This is a genomic window from Novosphingobium guangzhouense, from assembly GCF_002896965.1.
Taxonomy (GTDB): Bacteria; Pseudomonadota; Alphaproteobacteria; order Sphingomonadales; family Sphingomonadaceae; genus Novosphingobium; species Novosphingobium guangzhouense.
Genome location: NZ_LYMM01000042.1, coordinates 35,974 through 59,592, shown reverse-complemented (window position 1 = coordinate 59,592; position 23,619 = coordinate 35,974). Strand labels below are relative to the sequence as shown.

General features: G+C 66.1%; 24 protein-coding genes. 16 read left to right on the top strand and 8 right to left on the bottom strand.

Translation table 11 applies throughout. The features are described from left to right. Nucleotides 1-281: 281 nt before the first annotated feature. Nucleotides 282-980 carry an OmpW/AlkL family protein gene (locus A8V01_RS16260; protein WP_103096877.1) on the bottom strand — a complete coding sequence of 233 codons (699 nt, stop codon included), beginning with the start codon at nucleotides 978-980 and terminating at the stop codon, nucleotides 282-284. A gap of 250 nt (nucleotides 981-1,230) precedes the next feature. On the opposite strand from A8V01_RS16260, the gene ccoN reads away from it, so the two are divergent. The 10 genes from ccoN (at nucleotide 1,231) to hemN (ending at nucleotide 10,654) form a co-directional block, all read left to right on the top strand. Further along, nucleotides 1,231-2,874, top strand: coding sequence for a cytochrome-c oxidase, cbb3-type subunit I (gene ccoN, locus A8V01_RS16255; RefSeq protein ID WP_103096875.1), 1,644 nt, complete (start codon nucleotides 1,231-1,233; stop codon nucleotides 2,872-2,874). 22 nt (nucleotides 2,875-2,896) lie between these two features. After that, nucleotides 2,897-3,646, top strand: coding sequence for a cytochrome-c oxidase, cbb3-type subunit II (gene ccoO, locus A8V01_RS16250; protein WP_103096873.1), 750 nt, complete (start codon nucleotides 2,897-2,899; stop codon nucleotides 3,644-3,646). Continuing rightward, nucleotides 3,643-3,825 (top strand): cbb3-type cytochrome c oxidase subunit 3, encoded by a 183-nt coding sequence (locus A8V01_RS16245; RefSeq protein ID WP_103096871.1) that lies wholly within the window; start codon nucleotides 3,643-3,645, stop codon nucleotides 3,823-3,825. Before ccoO ends, A8V01_RS16245 begins: the two co-directional genes overlap by 4 nt. Next, entirely contained in the window at nucleotides 3,818-4,738 is a 921-nt protein-coding gene (gene ccoP / locus A8V01_RS16240; RefSeq protein WP_103096869.1) for a cytochrome-c oxidase, cbb3-type subunit III, read from the top strand. The genes A8V01_RS16245 and ccoP overlap by 8 nt, the downstream gene beginning before the upstream one ends. A 62-nt stretch (nucleotides 4,739-4,800) precedes the next feature. Beyond that, nucleotides 4,801-6,252, top strand: a complete 1,452-nt coding sequence (gene ccoG, locus A8V01_RS16235; protein ID WP_103096867.1) for a cytochrome c oxidase accessory protein CcoG — start codon at nucleotides 4,801-4,803, stop codon at nucleotides 6,250-6,252. Further along, entirely contained in the window at nucleotides 6,249-6,722 is a 474-nt protein-coding gene (locus A8V01_RS16230) for a FixH family protein (protein WP_103096865.1), read from the top strand. The genes ccoG and A8V01_RS16230 overlap by 4 nt, the downstream gene beginning before the upstream one ends. After that, entirely contained in the window at nucleotides 6,719-8,914 is a 2,196-nt protein-coding gene (locus A8V01_RS16225; RefSeq protein ID WP_103096863.1) for a heavy metal translocating P-type ATPase, read from the top strand. Before A8V01_RS16230 ends, A8V01_RS16225 begins: the two co-directional genes overlap by 4 nt. After that, nucleotides 8,911-9,057: a cbb3-type cytochrome oxidase assembly protein CcoS gene (gene ccoS / locus A8V01_RS16220; protein WP_103096861.1), complete on the top strand. Its 147-nt coding sequence runs from the start codon at nucleotides 8,911-8,913 to the stop codon at nucleotides 9,055-9,057. Before A8V01_RS16225 ends, ccoS begins: the two co-directional genes overlap by 4 nt. Continuing rightward, entirely contained in the window at nucleotides 9,054-9,296 is a 243-nt protein-coding gene (locus A8V01_RS16215) for a hypothetical protein (protein ID WP_245892610.1), read from the top strand. The genes ccoS and A8V01_RS16215 overlap by 4 nt, the downstream gene beginning before the upstream one ends. A gap of 44 nt (nucleotides 9,297-9,340) precedes the next feature. Continuing rightward, complete coding sequence (gene hemN / locus A8V01_RS16210; RefSeq protein WP_103096893.1) at nucleotides 9,341-10,654, top strand: oxygen-independent coproporphyrinogen III oxidase; 1,314 nt, start codon at nucleotides 9,341-9,343, stop codon at nucleotides 10,652-10,654. A 2-nt stretch (nucleotides 10,655-10,656) separates the two neighbouring features. Here hemN and A8V01_RS16205 read toward each other — a convergent pair whose 3' ends face one another. The 5 genes from A8V01_RS16205 to A8V01_RS16185 form a co-directional block, all read right to left on the bottom strand. Further along, nucleotides 10,657-10,929: a PilZ domain-containing protein gene (locus A8V01_RS16205; protein WP_103096859.1), complete on the bottom strand. Its 273-nt coding sequence runs from the start codon at nucleotides 10,927-10,929 to the stop codon at nucleotides 10,657-10,659. Between the two features lie 319 nt (nucleotides 10,930-11,248). Next, a complete protein-coding gene (locus tag A8V01_RS16200) occupies nucleotides 11,249-11,938 on the bottom strand; it encodes a M23 family metallopeptidase (protein WP_103096857.1) in 690 nt (229 codons plus the stop codon). A gap of 141 nt (nucleotides 11,939-12,079) precedes the next feature. Continuing rightward, the gene (locus tag A8V01_RS16195) at nucleotides 12,080-12,871 is read right to left on the bottom strand and encodes a ferritin-like domain-containing protein (protein WP_103096855.1); all 792 of its coding nucleotides are present in this window, start codon (nucleotides 12,869-12,871) and stop codon (nucleotides 12,080-12,082) included. A 29-nt stretch (nucleotides 12,872-12,900) separates the two neighbouring features. Then, nucleotides 12,901-13,371, bottom strand: a complete 471-nt coding sequence (locus tag A8V01_RS16190; protein ID WP_103096850.1) for a peroxiredoxin — start codon at nucleotides 13,369-13,371, stop codon at nucleotides 12,901-12,903. After that, on the bottom strand, nucleotides 13,368-16,082 hold the full coding sequence (locus A8V01_RS16185; protein WP_103096846.1) for a bifunctional [glutamine synthetase] adenylyltransferase/[glutamine synthetase]-adenylyl-L-tyrosine phosphorylase: 2,715 nt from the start codon (nucleotides 16,080-16,082) through the stop codon (nucleotides 13,368-13,370). Before A8V01_RS16185 ends, A8V01_RS16190 begins: the two co-directional genes overlap by 4 nt. Nucleotides 16,083-16,186: 104 nt before the next feature. Here A8V01_RS16185 and A8V01_RS16180 point away from each other — a divergent pair, with 104 nt between their 5' ends. The 6 genes from A8V01_RS16180 (at nucleotide 16,187) to A8V01_RS16160 (ending at nucleotide 20,714) form a co-directional block, all read left to right on the top strand. Next, nucleotides 16,187-17,974 (top strand): M28 family metallopeptidase, encoded by a 1,788-nt coding sequence (locus A8V01_RS16180; RefSeq protein ID WP_245892608.1) that lies wholly within the window; start codon nucleotides 16,187-16,189, stop codon nucleotides 17,972-17,974. Continuing rightward, nucleotides 17,959-18,951, top strand: a complete 993-nt coding sequence (locus A8V01_RS16175) for an agmatine deiminase family protein (protein WP_103096844.1) — start codon at nucleotides 17,959-17,961, stop codon at nucleotides 18,949-18,951. The genes A8V01_RS16180 and A8V01_RS16175 overlap by 16 nt, the downstream gene beginning before the upstream one ends. Nucleotides 18,952-18,998: 47 nt before the next feature. Next, nucleotides 18,999-19,124: a hypothetical protein gene (locus tag A8V01_RS29575; RefSeq protein WP_281256507.1), complete on the top strand. Its 126-nt coding sequence runs from the start codon at nucleotides 18,999-19,001 to the stop codon at nucleotides 19,122-19,124. 195 nt (nucleotides 19,125-19,319) lie between these two features. Then, entirely contained in the window at nucleotides 19,320-19,562 is a 243-nt protein-coding gene (locus tag A8V01_RS16170) for a hypothetical protein (RefSeq protein WP_146037284.1), read from the top strand. After that, the gene (locus tag A8V01_RS16165; protein WP_103096839.1) at nucleotides 19,559-20,446 is read left to right on the top strand and encodes a bestrophin family protein; all 888 of its coding nucleotides are present in this window, start codon (nucleotides 19,559-19,561) and stop codon (nucleotides 20,444-20,446) included. Before A8V01_RS16170 ends, A8V01_RS16165 begins: the two co-directional genes overlap by 4 nt. A 10-nt stretch (nucleotides 20,447-20,456) precedes the next feature. Then, nucleotides 20,457-20,714 (top strand): hypothetical protein, encoded by a 258-nt coding sequence (locus A8V01_RS16160; protein WP_103096835.1) that lies wholly within the window; start codon nucleotides 20,457-20,459, stop codon nucleotides 20,712-20,714. A 102-nt stretch (nucleotides 20,715-20,816) separates the two neighbouring features. On the opposite strand, the gene A8V01_RS16155 is transcribed toward A8V01_RS16160, so the two are convergent. Further along, entirely contained in the window at nucleotides 20,817-21,494 is a 678-nt protein-coding gene (locus A8V01_RS16155) for a spermine/spermidine synthase domain-containing protein (protein ID WP_103096832.1), read from the bottom strand. Next, nucleotides 21,491-23,500: a threonine--tRNA ligase gene (gene thrS / locus A8V01_RS16150; RefSeq protein ID WP_103096889.1), complete on the bottom strand. Its 2,010-nt coding sequence runs from the start codon at nucleotides 23,498-23,500 to the stop codon at nucleotides 21,491-21,493. Before thrS ends, A8V01_RS16155 begins: the two co-directional genes overlap by 4 nt. Nucleotides 23,501-23,619 lie beyond the last annotated feature (119 nt).

Genomic DNA, 23,619 nt, shown 5'->3' with positions numbered 1-23,619 from the left:
ATGACCGACGTCAGGGTTCGCGTCTTGAGCGGCCATGGGTCATCCGGGATAGGACATCCGATGTCCCGCCGTATGTCGCAGGATCAGGCAGATGCCACCTTTCCAGAAGCCGAGAGGACGGTTCGGGTCTTCGAACGGACGCGTGGGGTGCGTGATCACGGCTTTTGAAACCGCATCCCGGCCCACGACGCCGACCCGATACACCGGGGCGACGTGTACCTCGTCACCCCGGATGCTGGGCCATATAGCCTATTTGGTTATAAATGTCAAGGCTGGAGCGCTCAGAAGCGGTAAGACAGGCCGGCGCTGACCACCCAGGGATCAAGGTTGTGCTTGGTTTCCAGGACCTTGGCGCCATCGGCGTAGAAGCTGGCGGTCGGCTTGATGAAATACTTCTTGGCGTCGAGCGAGATGCCGTAGCCGCTTTCGCCCAGTGCGATGTCGACGCCGCCCTGCAGCGCGACGCCGAACGAGTTCGACATCTTCACCTTGTCCACCCCAAGCGCCTGCGCGGTGGCACCGGGCTTTTCATCGAACACGAAGAACAGCGCGGGGCCGGCGCCGACATAGGGCTTGATCGGGCTGCCGGTGTCGAGGTGGTACTTGGCGGTCACCGTGGCGGGCAGGATCAGCACGTGGTCCACCAGCCGGGTGCCCGCAAGGTCCGCCGCACCGTTGACGTGGTGCTGGGTGAAGCAGCAGATCGTTTCGACCGAGACGTTCTTGGTGAAGAAGTATTCGATCGCCAGCGTGGGCACCACGTTGTCGTTGGCCTTCGCGTCGACATCGGCGATGCCCATGTCGGCAAGCTGTTCGCCAAGGCCGGTGCTGATCGACTTGACCTTGTCGATCCCGCCGTCCGGCAGCACCCCTGTTGCGAGCACCTTGACCTGAAACTTGCCTTCCGGGCTTCCGGCAAGCGCCGGGGTCGAGATGGCGGTCGCGGCAGCGAGCACGGCGAACAGGGTGATCTTGCGCATATCGGTGTCTTTCGAATGACCGCCGGGGCTGCACCATGCATGTCCCCCCTCTTGAGCGGCCACCGCCATTTGCGCCTCTTGCAACCGGGTTGAATTGATCGGGCGCAAGTCGGGGCGAATTTTGTCACACCGGGGTGGGGGCGCTGAAGCTCGATCCGCGCGAACCTTTTTGATCGCCGTCAATGCGACTCCTGCCTGGTGCGCCCAAGGCCGAGGCTGATCAGCAACTCATCTCGAAAAGAGTCAGCTTATGGTTTCGGTCCTTGCGCGGGCAGGCGTCTGGCTTGCCGTGCTCTTCCTGGCCGTGATGGCGTCCGCCCTGGCGGTCGATCAGGGCTTCGCGATCCACATGGGCATCGTCGCGCTGGCGGCGATCACGGCCTTGTGGTTCACCCTTCGCAGTGCCGACTATGACGGCATAGCGCGCGGCGTGCTGCGTTTTCCCGATCAGGGGCGCTATGACGACGACCCCATCCGCTGGGGCATGATCGCCACGGTGTTCTGGGGCATGGCGGGCTTCCTTGCAGGCGTGTTCATCGCCGCGCAGCTGACCTGGCCCTGGCTGAACCTAGAGCCTTACCTGAACTTCGGCCGCGTGCGCCCGCTGCATACCTCGGCAGTGATCTTCGCGTTCGGCGGCAATGCCCTGATCGCGACGAGCTTCTACGTCGTCCAGCGCACCTGCCGCGCGCGTCTTGCCTTCCCCGGCCTCGCCCGTTTCGTATTCTGGGGCTATCAGGTGTTCATCGTGCTGGCGGCCACCGGCTATCTCTTGGGCATCAGCGAGGGCAAGGAATACGCCGAGCCCGAATGGTACGTCGACTGGTGGCTGACGATCGTGTGGGTCGCCTATCTTGCGGTCTTCGTGGGCACCATCGTCAAGCGCAGCGAACCGCACATCTACGTCGCCAACTGGTTCTACCTGGCGTTCATCGTCACCGTGGCGATGCTGCACATCGTCAACAACCTTGACCTGCCGGTCAGCCTGCTTGGCTCCAAGAGCTATCCGCTGTTCGCGGGCGTGCAGGGGGCGCTGGTGCAGTGGTGGTACGGCCACAATGCGGTGGGCTTCTTCCTGACCGCCGGCTTCCTGGCGATGATGTACTACTTCGTGCCCAAGCAGGCCGAGCGGCCGGTCTATTCCTATCGCCTGTCGATCATCCACTTCTGGTCGCTGATCTTCCTCTACATCTGGGCGGGGCCGCACCATCTGCACTACACCGCGCTGCCCGACTGGGCGCAGACGCTGGGCATGGTGTTCTCGATCATGCTGTGGATGCCCAGCTGGGGCGGCATGATCAACGGGTTGATGACGCTCAACGGCGCCTGGGACAAGGTCCGCACTGACCCGATCATCCGCATGATGGTGATGGCGCTGGCCTTCTACGGCATGAGCACGTTCGAAGGCCCGATGATGTCGATCAAGAGCGTCAACTCGCTCTCGCACTATACCGACTGGACGATCGGCCACGTCCACTCCGGCGCGCTGGGCTGGAACGGGATGATCACCTTCGGCGCGATCTACTACCTCGTGCCGCGCCTGTGGGGCCGGGAACGCCTCTACTCGCTGCGGATGGTGAACTGGCACTTCTGGCTCGCGACGCTGGGCATCGTCTTCTACGCCGCCAGCATGTGGGTGGCGGGGATCACCCAGGGGCTGATGTGGCGCGAATACGGCGCTGACGGCTACCTCGTGAACACTTTCGCAGACAGCGTGGCGGCGCTTCACCCGATGTACGCGCTGCGCGCCTTCGGCGGCACGCTCTACCTCGCCGGTGCGGTGATCATGACGGTCAATGTCTGGGCGACGATCCTTGGCAAGCTGCGTGAGGAGAAGCCTCTGCGCGACGCTGCCTACGATGCCGCCGCCGACCGCCCGATCCTCCCGGCCTGACCGACGAACAGGGACAAGAACCATGACCACCATCGTCGAACGCCACAAGACGCTTGAAAAGAACGTGACCCTGCTGGGCATCTGCGCGCTGGTCGTCGTTGCCATCGGCGGCATCGTCGAGATCGCGCCGCTGTTCTGGATCGACAACACGGTCGAGAAAGTCAAGGGCGTGCGCCCCTATACCCCGCTGGAACAGGCGGGCCGCGACATCTACGTGCGTGAGGGGTGCTACGTCTGCCACAGCCAGATGATCCGCCCTTTCCGCGATGAAGTGGAGCGCTACGGCCACTACAGCCTTGCCGCGGAATCGATGTACGACCATCCGTTCCAGTGGGGCTCCAAGCGCACCGGACCCGACCTTGCGCGCGTGGGCAACAAGTATTCGGACAGCTGGCACGTCCAGCACCTGAAGAACCCGCAGAGCGTGGTCCCGGAATCGGTGATGCCGAAATACGGCTTCCTTGCAGAGCGTGATCTGCAGGTGGCCGATCCGGCCGCGAACCTGACCGCGCTGCGCCGGGTGGGCGTGCCCTATACCGACCGCGATATCACCAGCGCGCTGGCGGACCTTACCGCGCAGGCCGATCCCGAAGCCGATCCCGGTGATCTGGCCACGCGCTATCCGAAGGCGCAGATCCGCGACTTCGACGGTGATCCCAAGCGCCTGACCGAGATGGATGCGCTTGTCGCCTACCTGCAGGTGCTGGGCACCATGGTCGACGTCAATGCGGCGGCGGCGCAGGAGAAGCTGGCGAAGGAGAAGGGGCGATGACCTTCTCCCTCAGCACCCACTCCACTTACGACATGCTGCGGCATCTGGCCGACAGCTGGGGCCTGCTGGCGATGCTGGTGGTGTTCGTCGTGCTGGTGGCCTGGCCCTTTCGCCCCGGCCACCGCGCCAAGAACGACGCTGCCGCGACGATGATCTTCAAGGACGAGAACGATGGCTGAGAATCACAAAGGCGCAGGCCGTCTCGACGAAGCCACCAACACCGAAACCGTCGGCCATGAATGGGACGGGATCGAGGAGCTCAACACCCCGCTGCCGCGCTGGTGGCTGTGGACCTTCTATGCCTGCATCGTCTTCGCGCTGGGCTACAGCGTGGTCTATCCGGCGTGGCCGATGCTCTCGAGCGCGACGCAGGGCACGCTTGGATGGACCAGCCGCGGCGAGCTGGACAAGGACATGAAACAGGCCGCCGCTGCCCGTGCGAAGACCGTGGCGGCGCTGGCCGACATGCCGATCGAGGAGCTTCCCAGGCATCCCGAACTGATGCGTGCGGCAGTGGCAGGCGGCGCGGCGGCGTTCAAGATCAACTGCGTCCAGTGCCACGGCGCGGGCGCGGCCGGGTTCAAGGGCTTCCCCAATCTCAACGACGACGACTGGCTGTGGGGCGGCGACCTCAGGACGATCGAGACGACGCTGCTTCACGGCATCCGCCAGCCCGGCGACGAGGCTACGCGCCAGTCGATCATGCCCAGCTTCGGCACCGACGGTCTGCTGACGGCGGCGCAGATCGATGCGGTGGCCGGGCACGTGCTGTCGCTGTCCGGCAAGGCGCGGCCCAATGCCGAGGGCGCAAAGCTGTTCGCGGACAACTGCGCCGTTTGCCACGGTCCGGCAGGCAAGGGCAGCCGTCAGTTCGGCGCGCCGAACCTGACCGATGCCATCTGGCTGGACGGCGGCACGAAGGACGATGTCGTCGCCCAGATCAGCAAGCCGCACATGGGCGTCATGCCCGCATGGGCGGGGCGCCTCGATCCGGTGACGATCAAGATGCTGGCGGCCTATGTCCACTCGCTCGGCGGGGGTGAGCAGGCGCCCCCGCCTGCACCGCAACCCGAACCGCAACCTGAACCCTGAGGACGAAAGCGCGCCGTCATTCCTGTGGATGCGGGGATGACGGCGGAACTGGAACGGGATCCATGAACAAGCCCCCCGACATGACCCAGATGTCGCTCTACGCAAAACGAGAGCCGGTCTTCAATCGCCGCATCGACGGCAAGTTCCGTCGCATCAAGTGGGCGATCATGGCCCTGTGCCTTGCAGTCTACTGGGTAACCCCTTGGCTGCGCTGGGATCGCGGCGCCTATGCCCCGGATCAGGCAGTGCTGATCGATCTGGCGCACCGCCGCTTCTACATGTTCGGCATAGAGATCTGGCCGCACGAGTTCTATTTCGTGGCCGGCCTGCTGATCATGGCGGGGATCGGGCTGTTTCTCGTCACCAGCGCGGTGGGGCGGGCGTGGTGCGGCTACGCCTGTCCGCAGACCGTCTGGACCGACCTGTTCCAGCACGTCGACCGCCTGATCGACGGCGATCGCAACGCCCGGATGCGGCTTTACAAGGCGCCGTGGGGGCCGGCCAAGATCGTCCGGCGGCTGGTCAAGTGGGCCATCTACCTTGCCATCAGCCTCGCCACCGGGGGCGCATGGATCTACTACTTCGCCGATGCGCCGACCTTGTGGGCGCAGTTCTGGAACGGCACCGCAGACCCTGTCGCTTATGCCACCGTGGCCACGCTGACCGCGACCACGTTCGTCCTTGGCGGCTTCATGCGCGAACAGGTCTGCGTCTACATGTGCCCCTGGCCGCGCATCCAGACCGCGATGACGGACGAAAAGTCGCTGACCGTCACGTATAAGGACTTTCGCGGCGAACCGCGCGCCAGTCTCAAGAAATCGCAGAAGGCACCGGGCGCCTTTGGAGACTGCATCGACTGCAACCAGTGCGTCGCGGTCTGCCCGACCGGCATCGACATCCGCCAGGGTCCGCAGGTCGGCTGCATCACCTGCGCCCTGTGCATCGATGCCTGCGACCGGGTGATGAAGGATATCGGTCGCCCGCGCGGACTGATCGACTACGCCACGCTGGAAGATGCAGAGCGCGAGAAGGCCGGACAGCCGCCCACGCGCCATCTGCGGCTGATATGGCGGCCACGCACGATCGCCTACCTTGTGGTCTGGGCGGGGATCGGCCTTGCGCTGCTGTTCGCGCTTGGCACCCGCGTCCACACCGGGCTGACGGTGGCCAAGGATCGCAATCCGCCGTACATCCTCATGAGCGACGGTTCGGTGCGCAACGCCTACACCTTGCGCCTGCGCAACATGGAAAGCCGCCCGCGCACCATGGAGATCGCCATCGAGGGGCTGTCCGGCGCGAAGATGTGGACCGACGACAGCGCCCGCACCGACGCCGCGCGCACGCTGACCCGCAAGGTTCCGGCCGATGCGACGCAGCCCTTGCGCGTCTACGTCGTGGCTCCCGCAGCCACCGCCGGGCAGGACTTCGCCTTCCGCATCACGGCCGAAGGCAACGCGCGCGAGACAGCGAAATCCGAAACGACCTTCGATACGCCGCAGGAGGCGACACAATGACCGTGCAGACCCGCAGGCCCTTCAATGGCAGACACATGACCGCGATCCTCGTCGCCGGGTTCGGCGTGGTGGTAGCCGTCAACGTGACGATGGCGACGCTTGCCAGCACCACCTTCGGCGGCATCGTGGTGGAGAACTCCTACGTCGCCAGCCAGGACTTCAATCGCTGGCTGGACGAGGCCGCGAAGGAGAAGGCGCTGGGTTGGACGCTGGATGCGCGGCGCGGGGCAGGTGGGCGCGTGATGGTGGACCTGCAGGTCGGCCCGGCCGAAGCCCCTGCCGTCCACACCCGCCTTACCGCCGTGGCCCGCCATCCGCTTGGCCGTCTGCCTGACACCGCGCTGACCTTCCGCCATGAAGGCGGGCACTGGATAAGCGATGGGCCGCTGCCCGCAGGCCGCTGGACCCTGCGCTTCGATGCCGAGGCGGATGGCCGCCAGTGGCGCACCGAACGGGAGATCGGGGCATGAACGCGATCACGCTGCCACCCGTCGTCCCCGCCAAGGCTTCCCCGGCCGAAACCGTGCCGACCATCGACAGCCGCTTCACCGTCCCCGGCATCCGCTGCGCCGGGTGCATCGGCAAGATCGAGCGCGGTCTTGCGCTTGTCCCCGGCGTGGCGGCCGCGCGGGTGAACCTTTCCGCCAAGCGCGTCGCCGTCAGCCATGCCGATACGCTCGATGCAGACACGCTGATCGACGAACTGCGCAAGCTGGGCTTCGAGGCGGAGCGCGCCGCCGACAACCCGCTTGCCCGCGACGATGCGGAAACGAAGCGGCTGATCCGTGCGCTGGCGGTGGCGGGCTTCGGCATGATGAACATCATGCTGTTCTCGGTCTCCGTATGGTCGGGCACCGATGCGGTGACGCGCGGCATGTTCCACTGGATCAGCGCGCTTATCGGCATCCCGGTGGTGCTCTATTCGGGGCGTCCGTTCTTCGCCTCGGCGTGGATGGCGCTGAAGTACCGGCGCACCAACATGGACGTGCCGATCTCCATCGGCGTGATCCTGGCGACGGGCATGAGCCTTTACGAGACACTGACCGGCGGTGAACACGCCTATTTCGACGGCGCGGTGATGCTGTTGTTCTTCCTGCTGGCGGGCCGCACGCTGGATGCGATGATGCGGGGGCGGGCGCGTTCGGGCATCGCCGCGCTGCTGGGTCGCATGGGCCGGGGCGCGCAAGTCGTCGGCGAAGGCGGTGCCACCCGCTACGTCGAGGCGGACAAGCTGCGCCCCGGCATGACGATGCTGGTCGCCGCGGGCGAATCGCTGGCGGCGGACGGCGAAGTCGTCGACGGGCGCACCACCATCGATACCTCGATGCTGACCGGCGAAAGCGATCCGCGCCCCGCCGCAGCGGGCGACCTTGTCCATGCCGGCACCATCAACCTTGGCAACCCGGTGCGGGTGCGCGTGACTGCCGCCGCGCAGGACACCGCCATCGCCGACATCGCGCGGCTGATGGACGAGGCGGGCCAGTCGCGCTCGCGCTACGTGCGCGTGGCCGATCGCGCGGCCCGGCTCTATGCACCCGCCGTCCATACGCTGGCGTTCCTCAGCTTCTGCGGCTGGATGCTGGCGGGGGCGGGGGTCTACAAGGCGCTGACGATCGCCACGGCCGTATTGATCATCACCTGCCCCTGCGCGCTGGGGCTGGCGGTTCCGGCGGCGCAAGTGGTTGCGGCGGGCGCGCTGATGCGCCGTGGGCTGCTGATCAAGGATGGCTCCGCGCTGGAAAGGCTGGCCGAGGCGGACGAAGTGCTGCTCGACAAGACCGGCACGCTGACGGTGGGCGAACCGCGCCCCATCACCCTTGCCATGCTTGGCCCGCGCAGCCGCGCCATCGCGCTGGGACTGGCGCAGGCAAGCCGTCATCCGCTCAGCCGGGGCCTTGCCCATGCGCTGCGCGCCGAAGGCGTGGAGCCCGCCACCGTCGAACTGGTACGAGAGGCGGCGGGCTCTGGCATGGTCGGGCGCTGCGACGGGGCCGAAGTCGCCCTGCTGCGCCCGGACGTTCATGCTGGCGGCAGGGCGGACACGCTGGCGGTCGACCTTGCGGTGGACCTTCTTGTTGACGGCACCCGCACGCGTATCGCCTTTGCCGACAGCCTGCGGCCCGATGTGGCCGAAACGCTGGCGGCGCTCAAAGGGCAGGGGCTGCCTGCTGCCATCGCATCGGGTGATCGAGCGGAGGCGGTCGCCGGGGTGGCCCGGCAGCTGGGCCTTTTCGCCACTGCCGCGATGCGGCCGGGAGACAAGCTGGCGCTGCTCGAACGCCGCGCCGCCATCGGGCATAAGGTGTTGATGGTGGGCGATGGTCTGAACGATGGCCCCGCGCTTGCAGGCGCGCATGTCAGCCTTGCCCCCGGCGGCGCCAGCGACGTGTCGCAGCAGGCCGCCGATGCGGTCTTCGTGGGAGAGCGGCTGATGCCCGTTGCCATCGCCGTGAAGGTGGCGCGGGCGACCATGCGTGTGGTACGTCAGAATTTCACGATGGCAGTCCTGTACAACGTGCTGGCCGTTCCACTGGCGATCATGGGTCACGTGACCCCGCTGGTGGCGGCGCTGGCGATGTCGGGCAGTTCGTTGCTGGTGGTGGGCAATTCGCTGCGCCTTGCGCGCGCGGCCGGGGCTGATGGCGGGAAGGACGGGAAATGACGATCCTTGGTTTCATGATCCCGCTGTCGCTGGCGATGGGCCTGTTCGGGCTGGGCACGTTCTTCTGGACGATGCGCTCGGGCCAGTACGAGGACATGGACGGCGCTGCCAACCGCATCCTGATCGACGAGGACCCGCTGTGACGCCGCGCCGCCTGCTGGCCGTGTTCGGCGCCCTCGCTCTGGTGCCGGCGATGGTCGGCCCCCTGTCTGCAGAGGCGCGCAGTGTCGCCGTGCCCCTGTGCGGGGGCGGCGCGGTGACCGTGCCCTTGCCCACGCGCGATGCACCGCCTGGACAGCCTCCGGGGCCGTCGCAGGGGCCGTGCTGCGCCAAGGGCTGCCACACCGATTCCAAGCGCAAGCGTTTCCCCCGCGCGCCTTGATCGATCGCAATGACGGTGGGCACGGATCGGGGGAAGCTGCGGGCATGTGGACCTATCACCCCGACCTTCTCGCGATTCCCGTACCGCGCTACACCAGCTTCCCCACCGCTGCGGAGTTTGGCGAGGGCATAGGCGCGGACGACTACGAAGCCGCACTGGAACGGACCGGGGGCGAGGTGTCGCTCTACGTCCATATCCCGTTCTGCGAGAAGATCTGCTGGTATTGCGGCTGCAACACCAGCGTCGCCAACCGGCGAGACAGGGTAGCCAGCTACCTCGACGCGCTTCACCGCGAGATCGTGCTGGTTGCCGAACGCCTGCCGCTGAGTGCGCAGGTGACGCGCGTGGCCTTCGGCGGCGGCAGTCCCAACGGCATCTCGCCGATCGACTTCGTGCGGCTGGTGGATGCGCTGACGCTGCAGTTCGACACGTCTCGGCCCGTAACCTCCATCGAACTCGATCCGCGCACGCTGGGGCCGGAGTGGGCCGCGGTGCTGGCCTCTGTCGGGATCGAGCGGGCCAGCCTTGGCGTGCAGACGTTCGCCCCGCAGTTGCAGCAGGCGATCGGCCGCATCCAGCCGACCCGGATGATCGAGAATTCGATGGCCATGCTGCGCGGCGCAGGCGTCAGGTCCGTGAACTTCGACCTGATGTACGGGCTGCCGGGGCAGACCATGGCGCATCTCGAAAGCTCGCTGGAGCAGACCGTCGCGATGGGCGCGGACCGCATCGCGCTGTTCGGCTATGCCCATGTCCCGCACCTGATCCCCCGCCAGCGCAAGATCGATGCAAGTGACCTTCCGGATGCCGCCGCGCGCTTCGCCATGGCTGCGTTCGGATACGCCTATCTGCTCGACAAGGGCTATGTCGCGGTGGGCTTCGATCATTTCGCGCTGCCGGGCGACGCGCTGGCGCAGGCGACGCTGACCGGGCACCTGAGGCGCAACTTCCAGGGCTTTACGGAAGATCAAGCTCCGGTCCTGCTGGGCCTGGGGGCGTCGGCCATCGGCGGTTTCCCGGACCTCCTCGTGCAGAACGAGAAGAACACCGGGCGCTATCGCATGATGCTGTCGCAGGATCGCCTGACCGCGACGCGCGGTATCGTGCGCAGTGCCGACGACCAGCGGCGCGGTGCGGTGATCGAGGCGCTGCTATGCCGGGGCCGGGCAACCATCGCGTCGGACCTTTGGCGTGAAGCTGGACCGCTGCTGCGCCCCTACCTTGATGCAGGGCTGTGCGAGATGGACGGCGCAGATCTGGTCATCAACCCCGGCGGCCTGCCCTATGCGCGCTCCATCGCGGCGCGGTTCGATCCTTATCGCAAGGATTCGCTGCGGCGGTTCAGTTCGGCGGTCTGAATTCAGGTCCGGGTGTCGAACTCGACGCCGAACAGGTTGCCGTCGCGCCAGCGGACCAGCCCCCACACTTCGCGGCCGTCGTCAAGCGTGGCGCGCACCACTTCGTTGATGCGCGGCGCCTGACCGCTGGCCGCCGCGCTCAGCCCGCGTGAGGATATGTCACGCACGATCACGGGAATCCTGCGGCCGAGCGAATCGGTGAGCGCAAAGCGGGTGCAGCGCCTGCGCCGGCGCTCGCGCAGGATCGGGGTGGGCCGGAAGCGGAATGTGTTCATTGCCCGATGAAGAACGGCGCTGCAGTGAAGAAATTCAGCCGATTTGCCTGAATTGTCCGCGATCAATGTGAGGCACTGCCGCAAGTGCGAAGACAGCTTTGCCGGTCCACCGCACCACCCCTTCCGCTCCTGGCGGAACCCCCGGTGCGGTAACCGCTTCTCCCCAACTTCAAGGGGCGGCCCACCCTCGTGACGGGCCGCCCTTTTTTTTTGGCGTTTTCATGGCAGGCCACGAGGGGGGAGGAAGCGGAATGCAGGCAAAAGAAAAGGCGGCCTTGCGAGCCGCCTCTTCCTCCTCTCAAACGGGAAAATCGTCTGCTTACTTGGCCGAAGCGAGGCTCGGCTGCTGCATGTAGGGGATCGGGTTCACGGCTTCGCCGTCGACGCGCACTTCGTAGTGGAGGTGCGGCCCGGTCGAGTTGCCGGTGGAGCCGACGTAACCGATGATGTCGCCCTTGTGGACGATCTGGCCGTCAGCGACGTTGAGGCGCGACATGTGGCCATAGCGGGTCTGCATGTCGCCGCCGTGCTCCAGCGAGACGAACAGGCCGTAGCCGCTGAACCACGAAGCGCGGCTGACCTTGCCGTCTGCCGTCGCGTAGACCGGGGTGCCGGTGGGGGCGGCAAGGTCGACGCCCTTGTGAGCGCGGCGGCCGCCGAGAATGGGATGGTCACGCATGCCGAAGCTGCTGGTCATGCGTTCCTGGGCAAGCGGGTTGCGCGAAGGGATCGAAACCGAGGCGATGCCGCCGACGACAGCCTTGGGCTTGGCCGCGGCAAGGCCGGTTTCCTCGAAGTTCTGCCACGAGCTGAACAGCTGGCTGAACTGTTCGTCTTCACCGCCGGTGACCGACTGGTTCGCGGACTGGCTGGTGCGCAGGGTAGCGGAAATATCCGCTGCCGCAGCACTGCTGTTGGCCATTGCAGGATGGGCTGCAATGGAAAGTCCCGCTGCGACGACGACGCCGGTCACTGCGCGGAACTTGGCGAAAAACTTCGTTACGACCACTCGCAATACCTTGCTTATCCGCCGTCGACCAAAGGACGCGACGTTATTTTGAGCGCACCCGAACCGGACGCGCCAAGGAGTATGGAGATGGTCGGAACCCCCCGCCGTCTCGCGAATTTGGGTTATGCCGTCAGAATCCGTTCAGGCAAGCGCTGTATACAGATCGCGCGACAAACCGGCAGCAAGGCGCGCCGAGTCGTTGAACGGTGGTTTTACCTGACCGTGAAAGTAGCGGGAAACCAAGGATTTCCACAGTTCGCCGGCCTGCTCGCCCATCCGTTCGGCGCAGTCGGCGAAATGATTTGCGCCGAATCGAACATGCGCGATTTCGTCGTCAAGGATGCGTTCCAGGATTTGCGCACCGCGCTCGTCGCCGGCAGCGCGCACACGGTCGATCGTCATCGGTGTGACGTCGAGCCCGCGCGCCTCCAGCACCATCGGCACGACGGCCAGACGGGCAGCCACGTCATGCCGGGTTTCATGGGCGGCGCTCCACAACCCGTCATGGGCGGGAAGCGCGCCGTAATGGCTTCCGGATGTGCGCAGGTGTCTGTCCAGCAATGCAAAATGCATCGCCTCGTCCGCCGCGACCTTGAGGAAGTCCGACACGAATTGTCGGCCCATCGCAGCGCCGAAGCGCCCCGCCATGTCGAGCGCAAGATCGATGGCGACGAATTCGATATGCGCCAGCGCGTGCCACAGGGCGATGCGGCCGCGCTCCGATCCGCCCTTGCGGCGCTTGGGCATCCGGCCGGGCATCAGCAGTTCGGGCGCATCCGGCCGGCCGGGCGTTTCCGGCATTTCCACATCGAAGGCGAACGCAAGCTTGCCCCGCTGCCAGTCGCGCGCGACCTTGCGTGTCGTCATCACCTTGGTTCGGACGTCGCGCTCCATGAGCGCGCCCCGGATCGCGGCGGCAATCGTGGGTTGCATCAAGGCGCTTTCGTCACAGGGCCCTTTCGTCACAGGGCCCGGGCGGCTTCCAGCACTTTGGCGGCGTGGTCCTTGACCTTTACCTTGTCCCACACTTGCGCGATTTTGCCGTCCGGGCCGATCAGGTAGGTGGTGCGCACCATGCCCATGTAAGTGCGGCCGTAGTTCTGCTTTTCGGTCCAGATACCAAGCGCGTCGGACAGCCCGTTTTCCTCCGCGTCGGTGGCGAGCGGGGCTTTCAGGTCATGCTTGGCGATGAAGTTCTGGTGCTTCTTCGCGGAGTCCTTGCTGACGCCGAGCAGCGCGGTATCGGCCGCCTCGAATTCACCTTTCAGTGCTGAAAAGTCGATGTTTTCGGTGGTGCAGCCGGGCGTCGAATCCTTGGGGTAGAAGAACACCACCAGCTTGCGCCCGGCAAAGTCCGATGCCTTCACGCTGCCGCCATCGGGCGTCTCCAGGGCGATGTCGGGGAACGGGTCGCCGATGTGGGGGCGGGTCATGCGTCAGTCTCCAGGGTTTCGTCGAAGGCCGCGCGCCAGGCGTCCGCGATGTGACGGCGCGCCGTTGCGAGGCCCGTTTCGAGCGCTTCCCAGTCCCCATAGCCGCATGCGCGCACGAGTGCCAAGCGTGCTGCGGGGCCGGGCGTCTGCGAATCCGGCGCCAGCAGCCGGCCGGCGACGAGCAGCCGGGTCAGCGCGTCATGCGCCTCGATCAGCGCCGGGTCGACAAGTCCGTCGGCGGCCAGCGCTCGTACCGCATCGCCCAGGTCCGGCAGCAGGCCCGGCCCGCATTCGCGCAGCTGGATGAAGTGGACGATGAATTCCAGATCGACCAGCCCGCCGCGCATCAGCTTGACGTCAAGCGGGCCGCCGCGCGGCTTGTGGCGGGCCATTTTCTCTCGCATTTCCAGCACGTCGGCGCGCAGCTTCGCCACATCGCGCGGGGCGGTGAGCACGGCATGGACGATCCCGGCCAGAGCATCGCGTCCCGCGCCCGAACCGTAGAGCGGACGGGCGCGGCACAGGGCCATGTGCTCCCACGTCCATGCCTGTTCGCGCTGGTACGTCTCGAAGCTTTCGAGGCTGGCGGCGGGCGGTCCCTGTTCGCCCGAGGGGCGCAGGCGGGTATCCACTTCGAACAGCGCGCCCTGCGCGGTCGCCACCGAAAGCGCCGAGATCGCGCGTTGCGACAGGCGGTTGTAGTAATGCGTCGCGCCCAATGGGCGGCGGCCGTCGGATTCGCGCCGGAAATCGCCGCTGAACAAGTATACAAGGTCAAGATCGGAGGCATGGGTCAATACTCCGCCGCCCATCCGGCCAAGCCCCAGGATCAGCATTTCGCCGTCCGCGACCCGTCCGTGCGCGGTGCGAAACTCCTCCACTGCAGCGTCGGTCAGCACCACCAGCGCGGCCTCGGCAATGCGGGCGAGGGCGTGTCCTACCGCGATCGGATCATTGACGCCCTCGATCAGTTGCACGCCCAGCTTGAAGCGCATTTCGCCCACCTTGCGGCGCACGGCGTCCAGCTTGCGCTCGTAATCGTCGCCGGCCTCGAACCGGCTGAGTTCCCCAACCAGTTCGACAACGCTGCCCGGCAGGTCGAAGGCGCTGGCATCGATCAGCGGGTCCAGCAGGTCCGCGCGCCGGGCCAGGGCATCGGCCAGCGGCGGGGCAAGGCCAAGGATGCGGGCCAGCATCTCGATCAGCGCGGGGCGGGCCTGCAGCAGATTGAACAGGTTGATCGCGCTGGGCAGGTTGCCCAGCAATTCCTCCCACCGGGCCAGCGCCCGGTCGGGTTCCGGCGCGGCGGCCAGCGCGGCGAGCAGGTCGGGGCCGATCGCCGCGAAGGCGGTGCGCGCCGCTTCCGAACGCAGCGCGCGTACCTTGCCGCCCAGCCAGCCTTCGATGCGCTGTGCGACGGCGGCGGGATCGGCAAAGCCCAGCGCTTCCAGATCTTCCGGCATGGTTGCCTGCTCCGGCACCGCGACCGCCCCGGTCGGGGTATTGGCCATGATCAGCGTGTCGTAGCGTTCGCCGACCGCCTCGGTGATGGAGGTCAACTCGTCGAGCAGGGCCTGTCCGCTTGCCATGCCGTCCAGCCGGGCCACCGCCTCGATGCCTTCTGCGGTCCTGGGCAGACTGTGCGTTTGCTGGTCGTGCTGCATCTGCAGGCGATGCTCTATCGTGCGCAGGCGATCGTAGTGGTCGCCCAGCAGGCGCGCTTCACCGGCCGGGACCAGCCCCGCATCGGCCAGCGCGTCAAGCGTGGCGCGGGTGCCGCGCAGGCGCAGGCCTGGGTGGCGGCCGCCGTGGATCAGCTGATGCGTCTGCGCGTAGAATTCGATCTCGCGGATGCCGCCGCGCCCCTTCTTGAGGTCGAAGCCGGGGCCGACTTGCGGGCTGCCGCGCGTGCTGGCGCGGATCTGTGCGGTCAGGCGACCGATCTCTGCAATTGCCCCGAAATCGAGGCTGCGGCGCCAGACGAAGGGCCGGATCGCGGCAAGGAACGCTTCGCCCGCCGCGATATCCCCGGCGCAGGAGCGGGCGCGGATGAAGGCCGCGCGCTCCCAGGTCAGGGCGGAGGATTCGTAGTGGCTCAGCGCGCCCGCCACCGGGATCGCCAGCGGGCTGACCTCGGACGCCGGACGAAGGCGCAGGTCTACGCGGAAGACGTAGCCTTCGTGGTCCATGCGCGAGAGGATTTCGACCACGGCGCGGGCGACGCGCTGCGCGGCTTCTCCGGGTTCGTCGCGTTCCCGGCGGGGAAGCAGGGCAGGGTCGAACAGCAGGATCGGGTCGATGTCGGAACTGTAGTTCAGCTCTCCGGCGCCATGCTTGCCAAGGGCGAGGGCGAAGAAGCCTCTGGGCTGTGCCGGGTCATAGTCCGGCACGCGGCGGCGGATTCCGGCGAGAATGGCCGCATCGAGCGCGCGGTCGGCAAAGGAAGAGAGCGCGCCGGTTACCTCCAGCAACGGGAATGCACCCGCAAGGTCGCCGATGGCGAGGGCAAGGGCGAGCGCCTGCTTTTCGCGGCGCAGGGCAGAGGCAGTGTCATGGACGCCTTCCCCGGCCTTGCAGGCAAGCGCCAGCGCGCCCTTGCCGTCCCCGGCCGTGAGCAGTTCCGTCACAGCGGGCAGGCGGTCGAGCGCGTTCGCAAGGAACGGCGCGTGGGCGCGGGCGCGGTCGATCGCGCTGGTCCAGTCGGCACTCATGCCTCGCGTTCTGCCCGTGGCATGCGGTTTGGGCAAGATCGCCGACCCTTGCCCCCATCCGCGCCGTCTGGCACCTGTGCGCGCGTTCGCGTGGAGATCCCCCAATGAAGCCTTTCCTGCCTTTCGTCGCGCTGGCCGCGCTTGGCGTCGCGCTGGCCGCATCCGGCCCGGTTTCGGCGCGGGATTCAGGGAGGGATGCAGGGAGGGATGAAGGGAGGGATGAAGGGCCGCCTTTCCCCAAGGGCACCGCGCTGCCGCCGCCCGCCGATGCTGGCGCGCAGCCCGATGTGCCGGTGGATATCCTCAAGGCCGTGACCAAGCGCCTTTCGGCCGACGATTTCGAAGGTCGCGCGCCCAGTACCGCGATCGAGCCCAAAGTGCTCGACTACATCGTGTCGCAGTTCAAGGCTGCGGGCCTGCAGCCGGGCAACAAGGGCCAGTGGCTGCAGCCGGTGCCGACCGTGGAGATCACCGCAAGCGATTACACCCCGCTCACGATCTCGGGCGCGGGCGCTTCACTGTCGTTCATGCCGGGCGACGATTACGTTGCCACCAGCTATCGTGTGACGCCCAGGTCGCAGGTGCAGGACAGCGAGCTGGTCTTCGTCGGCTACGGCATCAACGCGCCCGAACTCGGCTGGAACGACTATGCCGGCATCGACATGAAGGGCAAGACGGCGGTGATCCTCGTCAACGACCCGGACTATGCGATGGAGGGCGAACAGGGGCTCTTCAAGGGCCGCCGGATGACTTACTACGGGCGCTGGACCTACAAGTTCGAGGAAGCCGCGCGGCAGGGCGCAACCGCTGCGCTGATCGTGCATGACACGTTCCCGGCCGCTTATGGCTGGAACGTCGTCAATTCCAGCTGGACCGGCGCGCAGTACATGGTTCAGTCGCCCAACGACGGCATGGACCAGACGGTCGCCAACGGCTGGATACAGAAGTCCGTAGCCGAAGCGATCCTCAGGGCGGCGGGAACGAAAACGGGCGGCAGGGATCTGGCGGCGCTGACGAAGGCGGCTCAGGCCAAGGGGTTCAGGGCGGTGCCGCTTGGCCTCAAGGTCAGCCTTGGCTTTGACAACGCGATCCGCCGGTCCACCTCCAACAACGTGGTCGGCGTGCTGCCGGGCAAGTCGCGGCCGGATGAGGTGGTGCTCTATTCGGCGCACTGGGATCACCTTGGCCATTGCTCGGCGCAGGCCGGCAACCCCAAGGACGATATCTGCAACGGCGCGGTCGACAATGCCGATGGCGTCGCCGCGCTGACCGCCATCGCGAAGATGAACGCCGAGGCCGGGCCTGCCGAACGCAGCCAGGTCTTCGTGGCGCTGACGCTGGAGGAATCGGGGCTGCTCGGCTCGGAATTCTACGGCGCCAACCCGATCTACCCGCTGGATCACACCGTCGGCGGGGTGAACATGGACGCGCTGCTGCCTGCGGGCCGCGCGAAGTCCTACACCCAGACCGGCGGGGACAAGTCGGAACTTGGCGACCTTTATCTCAGGGCGCTGCAGGCTCGCGGGCTGACCGACGTGCCGGAAGACCACCCCGAACGCGGCGGCTATTACCGTTCAGACCACTTCAGTCTCGCCAAGCGCGGCGTGCCGATGTTCAACGTCGAACGCAGCAGCGATCTGCTCAGCGGCGGGACGGCGGCGGGCGAGAAGGCCGCGCAGGACTATACCGACAACCGCTATCACGCCCCGGCCGACGAATATTCGGAAAACTGGGACTGGAGCGGGATCAGCCAGGACGTGGAACTGTTCTACGACCTTGGCCGTACGCTGGCCGACGGGACGATGTGGCCGAACTGGCGCGCAGGCGACGAATTCCGCGCGATCCGCGACAAGGACTGCGCTGCTGCAACCAAGGGATGCAATACCAAGTGACTTTCGTACTTCCTCCCGAGTGGGCCGCGCAGGATTGGCTGTGGATCGGTTTTCCGCACGATCCGGTCGAATGGCCGGGCTTCCTTGAACGCGCGCAGGAGCAGATGGCGGCCTTCGCCAGCGCCGTGGCGCAAAGCGGGCAGGACGTGCGCCTGATCGTGCGCGACGAGGCCAACCGCGCCCGCGCCAGCGAACTGGTGTCGGACAAGGTCACGCTGGAAACCCGCCGCTATGGTGACGTGTGGCTGCGCGATACCGGGCCGCTCGTCACCATGGACGCGCACGGCAACCGCAAGGGCATGCGCTTCGGCTTCAACGGCTGGGGCGGCAAGTACCTGATGGACGGCGATCAGGAGATCGGCGAGGAACTGGCGCGCGATGCCGGGCTCGACGTCGAAATGGCCGACTGGATCCTCGAAGGCGGCGCGATCGACGGGGATGGTACCGGGCTGGTGGCCGTGACCGAGCAGGTCTTCCTCAATCCCAACCGCAACCCCCACCTGACCCGCGCCGACCTGGAGATGCGGTTGACGCGCGATCTGGGCTATGACCGGGTGCTGTGGCTGGGTGATGGCCTGATCAACGATCACACCGACGGCCATGTCGATAACCTTGCCCGCTTTGTTGCTCCCAATCTGCTGGCGGTTCCCCGTGCCACCGGCGCCGACGATCCCAATGCCGCGATCTATGCCGACGCGAAGGCGCGGGCCGAAGCGATGGGGGTCAAGGTTGCCGAAGTGCCCTCGCCGGGCCGGGTGGAGACAGAAGGCCGGGTCGAGCCGGCCAGCTACATGAACTTTGCGATCACCTCGAAGCTGGTGGTCGTGCCGATCTACGGCACCGCGCATGACGAAGAGGGCGTTGCCGCGATCGCTGCGCTGTTCCCGGACCGCGACACTGTGGGAATCATGGCCGATGCGGTGCTGGCGGGCGGGGGATCGTTCCATTGCTCAAGCCAGCAGATGCCGTCCGTCTGATGTTGTCTTAACGCTTTGGAAACCAGTGCGCGCGCATAGCCGCGCGCATGGCTCGTATCGTCGCTCTCGCGCAGTCCCATCGTCCCGTCGCCGGGTTCGAATGGCTGCGCCCGCTGATTGTCGGCGGATGCGCGCTGGCGCTGATTCTGGCGCGAGACGCGTTGCCGTTCTGAGTCGCGTGCCGTTCATCGGGCAGCAATCTTTCCAAGGAAATTCAACGCTTCGTAACGGATCGTGGCTGCATCCTGTCTCGTCTGTTGCACCGCACACCTGCATATTGCGTCGCAGCAAAGTTTTGTCGCATTGTGATGATGCAATCGAAATCACGGATGCCCACTCTTGGGGCTCACCGTTTGATGGAGATGACAATGCGCAACATGACTGACGCCGACCGCGCCCGCCTGCGCGAATCGTTCATCGGCAACGGCCTGCTTTTCCTGTTTGGCTGCGGCGTTCTGGCCTTTCTCGTCGCCGTGGACCGTGTAGACTGGTTCTCGATCCGGCCTGCTACCGGAACCTCGATCGCCATGGCCCGTTCGACCGAAGGCGCACCCAAGGTTGGCCCGGCAGCGGCCCAGCCGGTGAATGCGGAGCCTGCCAAGACCCAATGATCGTAGCCAAGATTCCCAGTTCCCGCCGCGTCTTCCAGGAAATCTGGAGGCCGCTGGCCCTTCTGTTCGTGTGGGACGTGGTCGTGACGATCACGTATTACATCCTGCCCTTCAAGGCGCCGGAACTGCCGATCACGCTGTTCGGTTCGGCGCTGGCGCTGTTCCTCGGCTTTCGCAGCAATTCCGCCTACCAGCGCTGGTGGGAAGGGCGCGGCCTTTGGGGCCTGATGATCAACGCCAGCCGCAACATTGCGCGCGCGACCCGCAACTTCATGCCCGATCCGGAGGCTTCCGATCTCAAGCGGCAGATCGTCTACCGCCAGATCGCCTATGTGAACGCACTGCGCTGCCAGTTGCGCAAGCTGCCGCAGGACGAAGAAGTCCTGCGCCTTCTGCCCAAGCACGAAAAGGATCTGGCGCTCCAGCGCGTCAACGTGGCCAACGGCATTCTTGACGGCACCGGCCGCCGCATCGACGAGGCGCGGCGCAATGGCTGGATCGACACGATCCAGCAGGCGCAGATGGAAGCGGTTCTTGTCGATATCGCCAACTCGCAGGGCGGGATGGAGCGGCTGAAGAACACGCCGCTGCCCTTCCAGTACCGCTTCATCCCCGAAGTGTTCACGCACCTGTTCTGTGTGTTGCTGCCGATCGGCCTGGTCGAGACGCTGCAGTTCGCGACTCCGCTGGGTTCGACGATCGCGGGGCTTATGTTCCTTGCGGTTCTGGCCATCGGCGACGACCTTGTCGATCCGTTCGCGAACGACGTCCACGACCTCCCGCTCAACGCCATGTGCCGCACGATCGAGATCGATCTGCTGCAGTGCATCGGCGAAGAAGCCCCCGGCCCGGTCGCGCCTGACAAGCACGGGGTACTGTGGTAATCGTCAGGGCATGAAGCTCACCAAGGATAGACAGGTCACCAGCGCCACAGTGCGCTTCGGCAAGGTCTTCAGCGCAGAAGCCCGAACGGATTACAGTCCGCTCGGGCTTCTTGCCGTTGGGGCCATGGTCACCGGGATATTGCTTGGCAGCGCGGTGATCGTGGCGGTTTCGAAGGGCAGGAAGAAGAAGGCAGGGGAACAGAGCCCCCCTGCAATCCCCATTACCGCCGAGCTAGGTTCGTGCAGGGGCGCCACGCGCTCATTGTGAGCCAGAGCTGTTGATGGCCTGCGGCGCAATTTAGCGCTGAGGCTGCTGCACGCGCCACGCCGACAGTAAGGGGTCTGGGGTGATGGCCCCAGCTTCCCTTATTTATTCACTCTTCGACGCAAACCAGATGACGTGCTTCGGCCCCTTGCCGTTGCTGCGGGCATGGACCTTTACTTCGTCCACCGCGAACCTTGCCCGTTCGATGCGGCGGGTGAACGAAGGGTCGGCACCTGCCGACCAGATCGCCAGCACGCCGTCCGGGGTCAGCGCCCCGTAAGCCTCACGCAGTCCAACCTTGGAATAGATGACGTTGTTGTCTTCGCGGACCAGACCGTCGGGGCCGTTGTCGACGTCGAGCAGGATCGCATCGTAATCGCCGTGGCCATCGACGATGGCCTGCGCAACGTCGCCCATCACCAGGTTGACGCGGGGGTCTTCCAGGCAATCGCCGGTCAGGTGCGCCATCGGGCCGCGGGCCCACTGGATGATCTCGGGCACCAGTTCGACGACGGTGATCTTCGCATCGGCGGGCAGCACCCGCAGCGCGGCGCGCAGGGTAAAGCCCATGCCATAGCCGCCGATCAGGATATGGGGGCGCTTGGCAGAGCCCTTGATCCGATCGTAGGCCATCGTCGCAAGGGCCTCTTCCGAGCCCCACTTGCGCGTGCTCATCAGCTCGTTGTGGCCGATGACGATCATGAAGTCCTTGTCGTGCCGGAACAGCTCAAGCTTCTCGCCGTCCGGGATCCATGCGGTGTCGATGAGTTCGCGCTGGATCATGCCTTGAGGTCCGGCGCCAGAGCTTCATTGGTGAGAAGCGCGATGGCTTCGTCCAGCGACATGACCTTCTGGTGTTCGGCGCCCAGCGTGCGCACGGCGACGGTGCCTTCCTCCGCCTCGCGCTTGCCGACGACGAGGAGGTGGGGAACCTTCTTGAGCGAGTGTTCGCGCACCTTGTAGTTGATCTTCTCGTTGCGAAGATCGGTTTCCACGCGCACGCCTGCCGCCTTCAGCTTCGCGGCGACATCAGCGGCATAGCCGTCGGCGTCGGACACGATGGTGGCGACCACGGCCTGAACCGGGGCCAGCCACACCGGCAGCTTGCCCGCGAAGTGTTCGATCAGGATGCCGATGAAGCGTTCATAGGAACCGAAGATCGCGCGGTGCAGCATGACCGGGCGGTGCTTTTCGCCATCTTCGCCGATGTAGTGGGCGTCAAGGCGTTCGGGCAGCATGCGGTCGGACTGAATCGTGCCGACCTGCCAGGTGCGGCCGATCGCGTCGGTCAGGTGCCATTCCAGCTTGGGCGCATAGAACGCGCCTTCGCCCGGCAGTTCCTCCCAGCCGTATTCCTCGGTGGCAAGTCCCGCACGGACCACGGCGTCGCGCAGTTCGGCTTCGGCCTTGTCCCACTGCTCGTCGGTGCCGATACGGTTGTCCGGGCGCAGCGCCAGTTTGATCGCGTAAGTAAATCCGAAGTCCTTGTAGACCCGGTCCGCCATTTCGCAGAACGCCTGCACTTCGCCCACGATCTGGTCTTCGCGGCAGAAGATGTGGCCGTCGTCCTGCGTGAACTGGCGCACGCGCATCAGGCCGTGGAGCGCGCCGTGCGGCTCGTTGCGGTGGCAGCAGCCGTTCTCGACGATGCGTAAGGGGAGGTCGCGGTAGGACTTGATGCCCTGCTTGAAGATCAGGACGTGCGCGGGGCAGTTCATCGGCTTCAAGGCCATCCACTGCGCGTCGTCCGAGATGATCGGGCCGTCATCTTCGGTGTTGGGCACTTCGTCGGGGATGACGAACATGTTTTCGCGGTACTTGCCCCAGTGGCCGGACTGCTCCCACTGGCGCGCGTCCATGACCTGCGGGGTCTTCACTTCCTTGCAGTCCGCCTTGCTGATCGCGCGGCGCATGTAGTCTTCCAGCGCGCGATAGATCACGTAGCCCTTGGGGTGCCAGAACACCGAGCCGTGCGCTTCGTGCTGGAGGTGGAACAGGTCCATCTCGTTGCCCAGCTTGCGGTGATCGCGCTTGGCGGCTTCTTCAAGCCGGGTCAGGTGCTCTGCCAGCTGCTTCTTGTTGAGCCAGCCGGTGCCGTAGATGCGGCTGAGCATCGCGTTCTTCTGGTCGCCGCGCCAGTAGGCACCCGATACGCGCGTCAGCTTGAAGGCCGCCGGGTCCAGCTTGCCGGTGGAGGGCAGGTGCGGGCCACGGCACATGTCGAGCCAGTCGTCGCCAGACCAGTAGACCGTCAGCGGTTCGTCGCCGGGCAGTTCGGCTGCCCATTCGGCCTTGAAGCTTTCACCCTGCTGCTTCCAGCGGCTGATCAGCTGTTCGCGGCTCCACACTTCGCGGCGCAGGGGCTTGTCGGCGCCGATGATCCGGCGCATCTCCGCTTCGATCGCGGGCAGGTCTTCGTCAGTGAACGGGCGGGCCTTTCCATCGATCACCGGCGGCGCGAAATCGTAGTAGAAGCCATCGTCGGTCGAAGGGCCGAAGGTGATCTGCGTGCCCGGAAACAGCGCCTGGACCGCTTCGGCCAGCACGTGCGCGAAGTCATGCCGGGCAAGATCCAGCGCTTCGGCCTCGTCGCGGCTGGTGACGAGCGCGAGCGCCGCGTCGCCGGTGAAGGGGCGGGTCAGGTCGACCAGCTCACCGTCGATCTTCGCGGCAAGGGCGGCTTTCGCAAGGCCCGGACCGATGGCGGCGGCGACGTCTGCCGGGGTCGAGCCTTCGGGCATCTCGCGGATGGAACCGTCGGGCAGGCTGATCTTGAACATTTCGGACATGGACGAACTCATCTCTCGTTTGCCCCATGCCATACCAGAGCATGTGGGCGGAAAAGCTTTGGGGCGCCATGGCACAGGCGCGCCTCCGGGTGAAGGTGCGGCGTCGGCTGAAATGGCTC

Excerpts from the sequence above, each read along its gene's own strand:
- A8V01_RS16180 (WP_245892608.1), top strand. The coding sequence starts at position 16,187 with ATGAAGCCTTTCCTGCCTTTCGTCGCGCTGGCCGCGCTTGGCGTCGCG.
- ccoO (WP_103096873.1), top strand. The coding sequence starts at position 2,897 with ATGACCACCATCGTCGAACGCCACAAGACGCTTGAAAAGAACGTGACC.
- A8V01_RS16185 (WP_103096846.1), bottom strand. The coding sequence starts at position 16,082 with ATGAGTGCCGACTGGACCAGCGCGATCGACCGCGCCCGCGCCCACGCG.
- ccoS (WP_103096861.1), top strand. The coding sequence starts at position 8,911 with ATGACGATCCTTGGTTTCATGATCCCGCTGTCGCTGGCGATGGGCCTG.
- ccoP (WP_103096869.1), top strand. The coding sequence starts at position 3,818 with ATGGCTGAGAATCACAAAGGCGCAGGCCGTCTCGACGAAGCCACCAAC.
- A8V01_RS16175 (WP_103096844.1), top strand. The coding sequence starts at position 17,959 with ATGCAATACCAAGTGACTTTCGTACTTCCTCCCGAGTGGGCCGCGCAG.
- A8V01_RS16165 (WP_103096839.1), top strand. The coding sequence starts at position 19,559 with ATGATCGTAGCCAAGATTCCCAGTTCCCGCCGCGTCTTCCAGGAAATC.
- A8V01_RS16230 (WP_103096865.1), top strand. The coding sequence starts at position 6,249 with ATGACCGTGCAGACCCGCAGGCCCTTCAATGGCAGACACATGACCGCG.
- A8V01_RS16160 (WP_103096835.1), top strand. The coding sequence starts at position 20,457 with ATGAAGCTCACCAAGGATAGACAGGTCACCAGCGCCACAGTGCGCTTC.
- A8V01_RS16155 (WP_103096832.1), bottom strand. The coding sequence starts at position 21,494 with ATGATCCAGCGCGAACTCATCGACACCGCATGGATCCCGGACGGCGAG.
- A8V01_RS16245 (WP_103096871.1), top strand. The coding sequence starts at position 3,643 with ATGACCTTCTCCCTCAGCACCCACTCCACTTACGACATGCTGCGGCAT.
- A8V01_RS29575 (WP_281256507.1), top strand. The coding sequence starts at position 18,999 with ATGGCTCGTATCGTCGCTCTCGCGCAGTCCCATCGTCCCGTCGCCGGG.
- thrS (WP_103096889.1), bottom strand. The coding sequence starts at position 23,500 with ATGTCCGAAATGTTCAAGATCAGCCTGCCCGACGGTTCCATCCGCGAG.
- A8V01_RS16195 (WP_103096855.1), bottom strand. The coding sequence starts at position 12,871 with ATGCAACCCACGATTGCCGCCGCGATCCGGGGCGCGCTCATGGAGCGC.
- A8V01_RS16225 (WP_103096863.1), top strand. The coding sequence starts at position 6,719 with ATGAACGCGATCACGCTGCCACCCGTCGTCCCCGCCAAGGCTTCCCCG.
- A8V01_RS16170 (WP_146037284.1), top strand. The coding sequence starts at position 19,320 with ATGCGCAACATGACTGACGCCGACCGCGCCCGCCTGCGCGAATCGTTC.
- hemN (WP_103096893.1), top strand. The coding sequence starts at position 9,341 with ATGTGGACCTATCACCCCGACCTTCTCGCGATTCCCGTACCGCGCTAC.
- ccoN (WP_103096875.1), top strand. The coding sequence starts at position 1,231 with ATGGTTTCGGTCCTTGCGCGGGCAGGCGTCTGGCTTGCCGTGCTCTTC.
- ccoG (WP_103096867.1), top strand. The coding sequence starts at position 4,801 with ATGAACAAGCCCCCCGACATGACCCAGATGTCGCTCTACGCAAAACGA.
- A8V01_RS16205 (WP_103096859.1), bottom strand. The coding sequence starts at position 10,929 with ATGAACACATTCCGCTTCCGGCCCACCCCGATCCTGCGCGAGCGCCGG.
- A8V01_RS16190 (WP_103096850.1), bottom strand. The coding sequence starts at position 13,371 with ATGACCCGCCCCCACATCGGCGACCCGTTCCCCGACATCGCCCTGGAG.
- A8V01_RS16260 (WP_103096877.1), bottom strand. The coding sequence starts at position 980 with ATGCGCAAGATCACCCTGTTCGCCGTGCTCGCTGCCGCGACCGCCATC.